9 protein-coding genes and 1 pseudogene are annotated in these 11,466 nt (G+C 68.1%); 5 read left to right on the top strand and 5 right to left on the bottom strand.

All coding sequences use genetic code 11. The features are described 5' to 3' along the window. Positions 1-28: 28 nt before the first annotated feature. A complete protein-coding gene (gene purN, locus ACN6PJ_RS24980) occupies positions 29-694 on the top strand; it encodes a phosphoribosylglycinamide formyltransferase (protein WP_427998482.1) in 666 nt (221 codons plus the stop codon). A 559-nt stretch (positions 695-1,253) separates the two neighbouring features. Further along, a complete protein-coding gene (locus ACN6PJ_RS24975; protein WP_427998524.1) occupies positions 1,254-2,564 on the top strand; it encodes an RsmB/NOP family class I SAM-dependent RNA methyltransferase in 1,311 nt (436 codons plus the stop codon). 22 nt (positions 2,565-2,586) lie between these two features. On the opposite strand, the gene ACN6PJ_RS24970 is transcribed toward ACN6PJ_RS24975, so the two are convergent. Then, positions 2,587-2,982 (bottom strand): hypothetical protein, encoded by a 396-nt coding sequence (locus ACN6PJ_RS24970; RefSeq protein ID WP_427998481.1) that lies wholly within the window; start codon positions 2,980-2,982, stop codon positions 2,587-2,589. Between the two features lie 353 nt (positions 2,983-3,335). On the opposite strand from ACN6PJ_RS24970, the gene ACN6PJ_RS24965 reads away from it, so the two are divergent. The 3 genes from ACN6PJ_RS24965 to ACN6PJ_RS24955 are packed head-to-tail and all read left to right on the top strand — an operon-like array spanning position 3,336 to position 7,146. Then, positions 3,336-4,544: a DesA family fatty acid desaturase gene (locus tag ACN6PJ_RS24965; RefSeq protein ID WP_427998480.1), complete on the top strand. Its 1,209-nt coding sequence runs from the start codon at positions 3,336-3,338 to the stop codon at positions 4,542-4,544. Further along, a complete protein-coding gene (locus ACN6PJ_RS24960) occupies positions 4,541-6,835 on the top strand; it encodes a UvrD-helicase domain-containing protein (RefSeq protein ID WP_427998479.1) in 2,295 nt (764 codons plus the stop codon). Before ACN6PJ_RS24965 ends, ACN6PJ_RS24960 begins: the two co-directional genes overlap by 4 nt. Positions 6,836-6,840: 5 nt before the next feature. Continuing rightward, entirely contained in the window at positions 6,841-7,146 is a 306-nt protein-coding gene (locus tag ACN6PJ_RS24955; RefSeq protein ID WP_043547590.1) for a chorismate mutase, read from the top strand. 56 nt (positions 7,147-7,202) lie between these two features. Here ACN6PJ_RS24955 and ACN6PJ_RS24950 read toward each other — a convergent pair whose 3' ends face one another. The 4 genes and pseudogenes from ACN6PJ_RS24950 to dapD form a co-directional block, all read right to left on the bottom strand. Next, positions 7,203-9,137, bottom strand: coding sequence for an ABC-F family ATP-binding cassette domain-containing protein (locus tag ACN6PJ_RS24950; RefSeq protein WP_427998478.1), 1,935 nt, complete (start codon positions 9,135-9,137; stop codon positions 7,203-7,205). Then, positions 9,134-10,030, bottom strand: a complete 897-nt coding sequence (prmB, locus tag ACN6PJ_RS24945; protein ID WP_427998477.1) for a 50S ribosomal protein L3 N(5)-glutamine methyltransferase — start codon at positions 10,028-10,030, stop codon at positions 9,134-9,136. The genes ACN6PJ_RS24950 and prmB overlap by 4 nt, the downstream gene beginning before the upstream one ends. Before the next feature lie 81 nt (positions 10,031-10,111). Next, positions 10,112-11,272 carry a succinyl-diaminopimelate desuccinylase gene (gene dapE / locus ACN6PJ_RS24940; RefSeq protein ID WP_427998476.1) on the bottom strand — a complete coding sequence of 387 codons (1,161 nt, stop codon included), beginning with the start codon at positions 11,270-11,272 and terminating at the stop codon, positions 10,112-10,114. Then, a pseudogene (gene dapD / locus ACN6PJ_RS24935) lies at positions 11,272-11,466 on the bottom strand (2,3,4,5-tetrahydropyridine-2,6-dicarboxylate N-succinyltransferase); the annotation flags it as partial. The pseudogene dapD and the gene dapE, both read right to left, overlap by 1 nt.

Below are 11,466 nucleotides of genomic sequence, written 5' to 3'. Positions count from 1 at the left end.
GGCCCGATTTCCCTTGGAATTCCTTATCTTGCCGGAAACATCTACCACCAAGCGCCGCCTGGTCATCCTGATCTCGGGGCGGGGCAGCAACATGCGGGCGCTGACCGAAGCCTGCCGCAACGAGGGCTGGCCGGCCGAAGTCGCCGCCGTCATCGCCAGCCGGCCGGACGCCGGCGGGCTGGAGTGGGCGGCCCACCAGGGCATCCCCACCGCCGCCCTGTACCACAAGGACTACGCCAGCCGTGAAGCATTCGATGCCACGCTGGCCTCCGAGATCGACCGTTTCGAGCCCGATTACGTCATCCTGGCGGGGTTCATGCGCGTCCTCACCCCGGGCTTCGTCAATCACTACGCCGGCCGGCTGGTCAACATCCATCCTTCGCTGCTGCCCGCGTTTCCCGGCCTGCACACGCATGCCCAGGCGCTGGCCACGGGCGTCCGCGTGCATGGCTGCACGGTGCATTTCGTCACCCCGGTGCTGGACCATGGCCCCATCATCGCCCAGGGTTGCGTGCCCGTCCTGGCGGGCGACACGCCCGAGACGCTGGCCGACCGCGTCCTGGCCGTCGAGCACCAGGCCTTCCCGGCGGCGGTGCGCTGGCTGGCCGAGGGCCGGGTTACCCTGACGAGCGACCAGCGGGTAAACGTCGAGGGCGATCCCGAACGCCTGTTCACCTGGTCGCCGGCCGCCTGAGCGGCTCCGAATCGCTTTTACCGGGCGGAATGCCTCCGCCCCACTGGAATACGCCATGACTAAATCCCCATCTCCGCGTTCCCGTCCCGCAGGCGCCCGACAGGCTGCCTCCGAGGGGCGCGACGGCCGGAGCTTCTTCTCGCGCCCCAAGGGCGAGGCCCGGCAGGCGCTCGAGCGCGGGCGCGATGGCCGGCCCGCCGGCAAGCGCGACGAGCGGCCCGAAAGCCGTGCGCCCTCCGAGACCCCGCGCGGCGGTGAGCGCGCTTCCTACGGTTCCGAACGCCGCGACGGCCGTCCGGGCCAGCGCCCGTCCTACGACGCCCCGCGCGGCGGAGACCGGGGCGGCGAACGGGCCTCCTACGGCTCCGAGCGCCGCGACGGCCGTCCGGGCCAGCGCCCGTCCTACGACGCTTCGCGCGGCGGAGATCGCGGCGGCGAACGGGCCTTCCACGGTTCCGAACGCGCCGAGGGCGGGGCCAATCCTGGCCGGGCCAATCCGGGCCGGACGCCGCAGAAGCCGCAGGCCAGCCGCCCGCGCCAGCCGTACGCCGCCATCCGCATCGAGCAGGTCCAGCGCGCGCTGGGCGAGATCCTGCAATGGACCTACCCGGCCGACGCGGCGCTGTCGCACTGGCTGCGCAACCACCCCAACCTGGGCGCGCGCGACCGCTCCGAAGTCGCCGAAGCCGTCTATGACGTGCTGCGCCACCTGCGCCGATATCGCCAGTTCGGCGAGAGCGGCGTAGGCCCGGCATCGCGCCGCCTCGCCATCCTCGGCCTGGCCGCCACCCTGGGCGCCGGCGAGCTCGCCGAAGGCCTGGACGCCGCCGAGGCCGAATGGCTGCGGCGCGTGTCGCAGATCGACCTGGCGACGCTGCCGCGCGCGGTGCGCGGCAGCATCCCGGACTGGCTGGACGAGCGCCTGGGCGCCATGGACAGTCCCGAAACGCTGATCGAGGCGCTGAACCGCCAGGCCAGCCTGGACCTGCGAGTCAACCCGCTGAAGGCCGAACGCGACGCGATGCTGGCCGAATTGCAGCAGGGCGCCGGGCGCTACGCGCCGGTCGCCATGCCGTATTCGCCCTGGGGCATCCGCATGGAAGGCCGTCCGGCCATCAACCGCTGGCCGCAGTTCGAGAACGGCAGCATCGAGGTGCAGGACGAAGGCAGCCAGCTGCTGGCGCTCCTGGTCGGCCCCCGCCGCGGTGAAATGATCATCGACTTCTGCGCCGGCGCCGGCGGCAAGACCCTGCTGCTGGGCGCGCTGATGCGCTCCACGGGCCGCCTGTATGCGTTCGACGTGTCGGCGGCGCGCCTGGCCCGCGCCAAGCCGCGCTTCGCGCGCAGCGGCCTGTCCAACGTGGTGCCCGTCGTCATCGACAATGAAAACGATGCCCGCGTGAAGCGCCTGGCCGGCAAGGCCCAGCGTGTGCTGGTGGATGCGCCGTGCAGCGGCATCGGCACGCTGCGCCGCAATCCGGACCTGAAGTGGCGCCAGCACCCCGAGGCGCTGGCCGAACTGGGCCAGCTCCAGGAGCGCATTCTGAATAGCGCGGCGCGTTGCGTGGCGCCCGGCGGGCGCCTGGTCTACGCCACGTGCAGCCTGCTGGCGGAGGAAAACGAGGCGCAGGCCGAGCGTTTCCTGGCCAGCCATCCCGACTTCGAACGCCTGGACGCCGCCGGCATCCTGGCGGCCCGCTGCGAAAACCTGAAACTGGAGGGGCCGTACGTCCAGCTGCGTCCCGACGTGCACGGTACCGACGGCTTCTTCGCCGCCGTGTTCGAGCGCAGGAAAAAAGGGGCCGTAGCCGAAGGCGGCGAGGCGCCGGAAGCCGCGGAAGCCGCCGACGGGCAGGGCGAGCCGGCCTGAGGGGCGACGGCCCCGCGCCAGATCAGGGGGCCGGCGTGACGCCCACCGTTGCACTGTAGCGGCGGGTGCCGAGCGCCTTGTCCTGGTATTTCACTTCCCAGGCCAGGAGGTCGTCGCCCGGCCGGTCGGCCTGGTAGACCACCTGCGATATGGGCACCGCCTTGTAGGCGCAGCGCCCGGACCCGGCGGTCTGGCCCCGCGTCTGCATGACGTTCGCCTTGCCCAGGCGCGGGGCCTGGGTGATGGTCACCCGCGGCGCGCGCAGGGGCAGGCAGTCCGACCCGCGGATCTCATAGTACGAGGCGAGCACGGCGACCTCGCCCGACTTCAGCGTCTGGGACGAGGCGGGCGGCGGCAGCGTCGCTCCCAGCAGGGTCAGCGCGAAAAACAAACGGGGACAGATTTTTTCGGACAACATCAGTGGGGCAAAAGAGACAATTCGAACAAACGGAGCCAGAGTGTGCGCCCGCGGCGCGGCCCGGGCAAGGCCGGACCCGAGCTGACAGGAACTTTAATGGTGGAATTCTGCCAAAACCACTTGCCTATGCGCGCGCCCCACGCCTGTCCCGGGGCGGCCGGCCCAGGCGCCGGATACCCGCAAGGCCTGGCCTCGCGCCTGCCCGCCATGGTCGCGAGCGGAGATGTCTATGCTTCAAAACCAGGGCTTAGTCCTTGATTTCTCTCAAAAACTATTTTGAAACTCCCTTGTCATAAGACGGCAAAGGTAAGCTAAACTTCAGGCACTTCTCAAGCGAGGCTCATAACAGCTTTATGGATTACATCCTCTCCTTCATTGCCGGCGGTCTGACGCAAGCCACTTGGTGGCAGATCGTCGTTTTCACGCTGGTGATGACGCACATCACGATCGTGTCGGTCACCGTCTTTCTCCATCGCAGCCAAGCGCACCGCGGTCTGGACTTGCATCCAGCCGTCATGCATTTCTTCCGCTTCTGGCTCTGGATGACGACCGGCATGGTCACCAAGGAATGGGTCGCCATTCACCGCAAGCACCACGCCAAGTGCGAAAAGGAAGGCGATCCCCATTCGCCCATCCTGTTCGGCATCTGGAAGGTGCTGTTCCGCGGCGCGGAGCTCTACCGCGAAGAATCCAACAACAAGGAAACCATGGCCAAGTTCGGCCACGGCACCCCTGACGACTGGCTCGAACGCAACGTCTACAGCAAGCACAGCCTGTGGGGCGTGCTGACCATGCTCGCCATCGACATCGCCCTGTTCGGCGCCATCGGCGTCACGGTGTGGGCCGTGCAGATGGCCTGGATCCCCTTCTGGGCCGCCGGCGTCGTGAACGGCATCGGCCACTACTGGGGCTATCGCAACTACAACAGCCCGGACACCAGCACCAACGTGTTCCCGTGGGGCATCGTGATCGGCGGCGAAGAGCTGCACAACAACCACCACGCCCACGGCACGTCGGCCAAGTTCTCGGCCAAGTGGTACGAGTTCGACATCGGCTGGTGCTACATCAACATCCTGAAGTTCTTCGGCCTGGCCAAGATCAAGAAGGTTGCGCCCAAGCTCAAGCTGGACGACTCCCGCACGGGCATCGACCTGCGCACGCTGCAAGGCGTGATCACGCACCGCTACGAAGTCATGGCCCGCTATGCGGACGTGATCAAGAGCGCCGCCCGCGAAGAACTGGCCAAGCTCAAGGCCTCGCGTCAGGAAGGCAACGCCGAATGCGGCTACACCAAGCTGCACAGCGTGCGCCGCGCCATCCATCGCAACGAAGAAATCCTGCAGCCCGAGCAACTGGCTGCCGTGGACAAGGCCATCGCCCAGAACAAGTCGCTGTCGACGCTGGTGCAGATGCGCCGCGAACTCGGCCGCATCTGGGAAAGCTCCAGCGCCAGCAGCGAACAGCTCCTCCATGACCTGCAGGCCTGGTGCCAGCGCGCCCAGCAAAGCGGCATCGCCGGGCTCGAGCAATTCGCTCAACGTCTGCGCCGCTACGCGGCATGATGCTAGAGAAGCTCAATCCCGAACAACGCGCCGCAGTAACGTTAGAACCGCAGCACGCCCTGGTCCTGGCCGGGGCGGGCAGCGGGAAGACCCGGGTACTCACCACCCGCATGGCCTGGCTGATTCAAACCGGCCAGGCTTCGCCTTTTGGGCTGCTGGCGGTCACGTTTACCAACAAGGCCGCCCGCGAGATGCTGGCGCGCATGTCGGCCATCCTGCCCATCGATACGCGCGGCCTCTGGATCGGTACCTTCCACGGCCTGTGCAACCGCATGCTGCGGGCGCATCACCGCGATGCGGGCCTGCCGCAGAGTTTCCAGATCCTCGACGTCACCGACCAGCTGGCCGCCATCAAGCGCCTCATGAAGGCCAATGGCGTAGACGACGAAAAGTATCCCCCCCGCGATGTGCAGCGCTTCATCAACGGCGCCAAGGAAGAGGGCCTGCGTCCGGCGGACGTCGAGGCCTACGACGCGCATCGCCGCCGCCTGATCGAGATCTACCAGCTCTACGAGGCCCAGTGCCAGCGTGAGGGCGTGGTGGACTTCGCCGAGTTGCTGCTGCGCGCCTACGAACTGCTGTCGCGCAACGCGCCCGTGCGCGAGCACTACCAGCGCCGGTTCCGCCACATCCTGGTCGACGAGTTCCAGGACACCAACACCCTGCAGTACAAGTGGCTGCGGCTGCTGGCCGGCGGCGGCGCGGCCATCTTCGCGGTGGGCGACGACGACCAGTCCATTTACGCGTTCCGCGGCGCCAACGTGGGCAACATGGCCGATTTCGAGCGCGACTACGCGCACGGCACGGTGATCCGCCTGGAGCAGAACTATCGGTCGTACGGCCACATCCTGGATTCGGCCAACGCGCTGATCGGGCACAACACCGGCCGGCTCGGCAAGAACCTCTGGACGGAGCAGGGCGAAGGCGAGCCCGTGCGCGTCATCGAACAGCCTTCCGACGGCATGGAGGCGCAATGGATCGTGGACGAGATCCGTTCGCTGATCCACGAAGGCAGCCTGCGCCGCGAAATCGCCGTGCTCTACCGCAGCAACGCACAGTCGCGCGTGCTGGAACACGCCATTTTCTCGGCCGGCATTCCCTACAAGGTCTATGGCGGTCTGCGCTTCTTCGAGCGCCAGGAAATCAAGCACGCGCTGGCCTACCTGCGCCTGATGGCCAATCCGCACGACGACACCTCCTGGATGCGGGTCGTCAACTTTCCCACGCGCGGCATCGGCGCGCGCACGCTGGAACAACTGGCGGACGCGGCCCGCGCGCACGACACCAGCCTGTACGCCGCCGTGGCCCTCGTGGGCGGCAAAGGCGGCTCCAATCTGGCCCAGTTCGCGCAGTTGATCCACCGCCTCATCGAGGAAACGCGGGATCTGCCACTGCCGGAGATGGTCGAGCACATGCTCGAAGAGAGCGGCCTGAACGCGCATTACAAGGCCGAGCGCGAGGGCGCCGAGCGCCTCGAAAACCTGAACGAACTGATCACCGCGGCCGCCGTGTTCGCGTCCGAGGAAAACTACGACGGGTTGCCCGCGGGCGTCGTGCCCGAGCAGGACACGTCGTCCACGCTGATGCCGGGCGTGGTGGACGCGCCGGCCATCGTCACGGACGGCCTCACGCCCCTGGCGGCGTTCCTGTCGCACGCGGCGCTGGAGGCGGGCGATAACCAGGCCCAGCAGGGCCAGGACGCCGTCCAGCTCATGACCGTGCACGCGGCCAAGGGCCTGGAGTTCGACGCGGTCTTCATTACCGGCCTGGAAGAGGGGCTGTTCCCTCACGAGAACAGCATTCTTGAGCCGTCCGGGCTGGAAGAGGAACGCCGCCTCATGTACGTGGCGATCACCCGCGCGCGCCAGCGCCTGTACATCAGCCTGGCGCAAAGCCGGATGCTGCACGGCCAGACGCGCTACGCGATGCGTTCCCGCTTCCTGGAAGAAATCCCGGAGCAGCACCTGAAATGGCTTACGCCCAAGGCGGGCCTGGCCCAGGTCGGCGCCACGGGCGCGGGCTGGGGCGGCGGCAACCGCGGCGACGCCTTCGGACGCAAGCCCACCAACACCATTGCGCCGCGTCAACCGCGCAGTGTCGCTTCGGGTGTCACCGTCGGCGACAAGCAGTATCGTGTGGGTCAGGGCGTGCGCCACGCGCGGTTCGGCGAGGGCACGATCATCGGCTTGAGCGGAGCAGGACAGGACGCCCAGGCCCAAATCCAGTTCCGCGACGTGGGCGCCAAGACCTTGGCGCTGGGCATCGCGAAGCTCGATATTGTTCAGGGTTGAAAGACATGGCCGACAACGATTCCCCGAAAGCCGAGCTGGCGTCGCTGCGCGCCGAGGTCGATGAAATCGACCAGCAGATCATCCTGCTGCTCGGAGTGCGATTCCGTTGCACGGACATGATCGGTGAACTCAAGCAGGCGCATGGCATGGACCTGGTCGATGCCAAGCGCGAGTCCCAGCAGGTCGCGCGCATCCGCCGGCTGGCCGAAGAGGCGGGCGTGCCGCCCGCGCTGGCCGAGACCATCCTGCGCGAAGTGATCGACGTGGTGGTGGACCACCACACCCGCCTGCGCGAGCGCCCCTACTCGTAAGCAGGCCGAAGCGCCGGGCGCCTCCGCAAGCGCGGGGCGGCCCAGGCGCTCTTTTCTCAGGATTCGGACTGCTCGATCTCTTCGAGCGAGCCCTGGATCTCCAGCCACTGCTCTTCCAGCTCGTCCATGCGCTTGCCGTGCTCGCCGTGCTCGGCCATGACCTTCTGGCGTTCCGCGCGGCGGGCGTCAGAATAAAGGTCCGGGTCGGCGATGATGGCGTCCAGCGCCTGCAGCTTGGCCCGCAGTTTTTCCATTTCGGCGTCGACCTTGGCAAGCTTGGTTTCGAGCGGCTTGCGCAAGGCGGACAGGCGCTGGCGTTGTTCGGCCTCGGCCCGGCGCTGCGCCTTGCGGTCGACCACCGGCTCGCCGTTAGCCGCGCTTTCGCGCGCCGCTTCGGCGCGCTCGCCCGCATTGCGCGCCGCCAACCAGTCCCGGTAGTCTTCCAGGTCGCCGTCGAACTCGCGCACGGCGCCGTCCGCCACGATCCAGAAGCTGTCCACCGTGGTGCGCAGCAGGTGGCGATCGTGCGATACGAGCAGCATGCTGCCCCCGAAGTCCGCCAGCGCGGTGGCCAGGGCCTCGCGCGTCTCCACGTCCAGGTGGTTGCTGGGTTCGTCCAGCAGCAGCAGGTTGGGCTTTTGCCAGACGATCAGGGACAGCGCCAGGCGGGCCTTTTCGCCGCCGGACATCGGGCCCACCTTGCTCGTGACGGTATCGCCCGAAAAGCCGAAGCCGCCCAGGTAATTGCGCAGCTCCTGTTCGCGGGCCTCGGGAGCGAGGCGCGCCAGGTGGGCGATCGGCGTGCTGTCCACGTCCAGCATGTCGAGCTGGTGCTGGTGGAAATAGCCGATGGCGAGCCCGCGCGAGGCGCGGCGCGCGCCGGCCTGCACGGGAAGCTCTTCTGCCAGCGTCTTGATCAGCGTGCTCTTGCCGGCGCCGTTGGCGCCCAGCACACCCACGCGGCTGCCGGCACGGACCATCAGGGTCACGTCGCGCAAAATAGGCACGGCGTTGCCGGCTGCGTCCGTATAGCCGGCCGACAGATGCTCCAGGGTCAGGAGCGGATCCGGCACCTGTTCCGGCGAAGGGATGCGGATGTCGATGCCCGCCTCGGCCTGCAAGGGAGCCAGCACCTGCATGCGCGCGAGCGCCTTGACGCGGCTTTGCGCCTGCTTGGCCTTGGACGCCTTGGCCTTGAACCGGTCGATGAAGCCTTGCAGCCTCGCGGCCTCGCGCGTCTGGCGCTCGTAGGCGATGTTGCTCTGGCGCAGGCGTTCGGCGCGCTGCGTCAGGAAGTCGCCATATCCGCCCCGATAGCGCACCAGCTTGGCGTGGTCGAAGTGCAGGATGGACTTGGCCACCGCGTCCAGGAACTCGGTGTCGTGTGAGATCAGCATGACGGTGCCCGGATAGGCGCCCAGCCATTTCTCCAGCCACAGCATGGCGTCCAGGTCCAGGTGGTTGGTGGGCTCGTCCAGCAGCAGCAGCTCGGACGGCGCCATCAGCGCGCGGGCCAGCGCCAGGCGCATGCGCCAGCCGCCGGAGAAGCTTTCGACCGGCTGCATCCATTCGGCGGGCTTGAATCCCAGGCCGGCCAGCAGCTGTTCGGCGCGCGAAGCCGCGCTCCAGGCGCCGGCTTCCACCAGCGCCGCTTCCACTTCGGCGATTTGCGTGCCTTGCTCGTCCGTCAGCGCGGCGCGCCGGGCCTGCAGTTCACGCAGGTGGACGTCGCCGTCGATGACGAATTCGCGCGCCGGCCGGTCGTCCGCGTCGATCTCCTGCTTCACGCTGGCGATGCGCCAGCCCGCGGGCATCGCCAGCGTGCCGGCGTCCACGTCCAGGTCGCCCGTCAGCAGCGCGAACAGCGTGGATTTGCCCGCGCCGTTCTTGCCCACGATGCCCACGCGCTCGCCCGGGTGCACGACGAATTCGGCGTCGTCCAACAGCACTTTCGTGCCGCGGCGCAAGGTCAATCCAGTAGCGCGTATCACAGGCTCAGTTGCTCGCGGGTAAGTAGCAGAAGCTGGTCGGAGGCTTCTTCGGTGTCCAGCCACACCGGGGACAGCTGCGGGAACGCGGCCTCGAAGAAATCGCGTTCATGGCCGATTTCCAGCACCAGCACGCCTTCCTGCGCCAGGTAGCGCGGGGCGGCCTCCAGGATGCGGCGGACCAGGTCCATGCCGTCGGCGCCGCCAGCCAGCGCCAACTGGGGTTCGTGGCGGTATTCCTGGGGCAGGGCGTTCATGGAGCCGCTGTTCACGTAGGGCGGATTGCAGACGATGACGTCGTATTGGCGCGCCGGCAGGCTATCGAACAGATTGCTCTCGTGCAGGTCCAGGCGGCCGGCCAGGGCGTAGTCGTCCACATTGCGGCGCGCCACGGCCAGGGCATCCGGGGATACGTCTACCGCGTCCACATGGGCGTGAGGGAACGCCAGCGCCGACAGGATCGCCAGGCAGCCCGAGCCGGTGCACATGTCCAGCACGTTTTCGACGGCGAACGGATCCTGCACCCAGGGACCAAGGCCTTCGTCGAGCAGTTCCGCGATGGGCGAGCGCGGCACGATGACGCGTTCGTCCACATAGAAGCGATGCCCGCGCAGCCAGGCCTCGTTGGTGAGGTAGGCGGCCGGCACGCGTTCGGTCACGCGGCGGTCGATCAGATCCAGCACGCGGTCGCGCTCTTCGCCGAGCACGCGCGCGTCGATGAACGGGTCCAGCGTGTCCAGAGGCAGGTGCAGGGCATGCAGCGTCAGATAGACCGCCTCGTCCCAGGCATTGTCGCTGCCATGGCCCAGCGCCACTTGCGCGGCGTTCAGGCGCGAAACGCCGTAGCGGATCAGATCGCGCAGGGTCTGCAGTTCTTGGCGGGAGGATGGATGCATGGCTGGCTTTCTTGATGAGGCCGCCCCTCGGGGGATGGACTCTCCCGAGGGGCGGAAGGCCCGCGGCTGGCGCGGGAGGGGTTACGACTTGGCGGGCAGGAGGTTTTCCAGCGTGCGCCGGTAGATGTTCTTGAGCGGTTCGAGGGAGGCGATCTCGATGCGCTCGTTGACCTTGTGGATCGTGGCGTTGCACGGGCCGAACTCGATCACCTGCGGGCAGATCTTGGCGATGAAGCGGCCGTCCGAGGTGCCGCCGGTCGTCGAGAGCTCGGTCGTCACGCCGGTCTCGTCCTTGATGGCCGAAGACAGCGCTTCGCTGAGCGAGCCGCGCGGGGTCAGGAAGGGCTCGCCGCCCAGATCCCAGTCCAGCGCGTACTCCAGGCCGTGGCGGTCGAGCACCTCGTGCACGCGCGCCTTCAGGCTTTCGGGCGTGCTCGCCGTCGAGAACCGGAAGTTGAACAGCGCGACCGCCTCGCCAGGCACCACGTTGGTGGCGCCCGTGCCCGAGTTCAGGTTCGACACCTGGAACGTGGTGGGAGGGAAGTACTCGTTGCCCCGGTCCCATTCGATGCCGACGATCTCGGCCAGGGCCGGCGCCAGCTGGTGCACGGGGTTGCGCGCCAGGTGGGGGTAGGCGACGTGGCCCTGGATGCCCTTGACCGTGAGCTTGCCCGACAGCGAGCCGCGGCGGCCGTTCTTGCAGATGTCGCCCAGCGCGTCGCCCGAGGTGGGCTCGCCGACGATGCAATAGTCCAGCTGTTCGCCGCGCGCCTTGAGCGCGTCGCACACGATGGCGGTGCCGTCGATCGACGGACCTTCCTCGTCGGACGTGATCAGGAGCGCGATCGAGCCGCCGTGCTGCGGATTGGCCGCCACGAATTCCTCGGCCGCCACCACGAAGGCGGCGATCGAGCTTTTCATGTCGGCCGCGCCGCGGCCGTACAGGTAGCCGTCGCGTTCGGTGGGCACGAACGGATCGCTTTCCCACTTTTCGCGCGGGCCCGGGGGCACCACGTCCGTGTGGCCGGCGAACACGGCCAGCGGCGCGGCGGTTCCGCGCCGCGCCCACAGGTTGGTCACGCCGCCCTGGGCGATGGTTTCGCACTTGAAGCCGATGCGTTCCAGGCGCGCGGCAAGCGTGGCCTGGCAGTCTTCATCGGCGGGCGTCACCGACGGGCGGGCGATCAGGTCCTTGACCAGATCCAGCACGGCGGAAGCCGGCGCGGACGCGGGAGTGCTCATCAGGCCCTCAGCAGATCGTTGATGCTGGTCTTGGCGCGCGTTTGCGCGTCGACGCGCTTGACGATGACGGCGCAGGCCAGGCTGTGCGTGCCATCGGCCGAGGGCAGCGAGCCGGGGACCACGACCGAGCCCGAGGGCACGCGGCCATAGGTGATCTTGCCCGTGGCGCGGTCATAGATCTTGGTGCTTTGCGA

Origin of the sequence: Achromobacter sp. (genome assembly GCF_050285585.1) — a bacterium.
Taxonomy (GTDB): domain Bacteria; phylum Pseudomonadota; class Gammaproteobacteria; order Burkholderiales; family Burkholderiaceae_B; genus Achromobacter.
The sequence above is the reverse complement of the archived record's forward strand: the minus strand, read 5'-3'. Positions and strand labels throughout refer to the sequence as shown.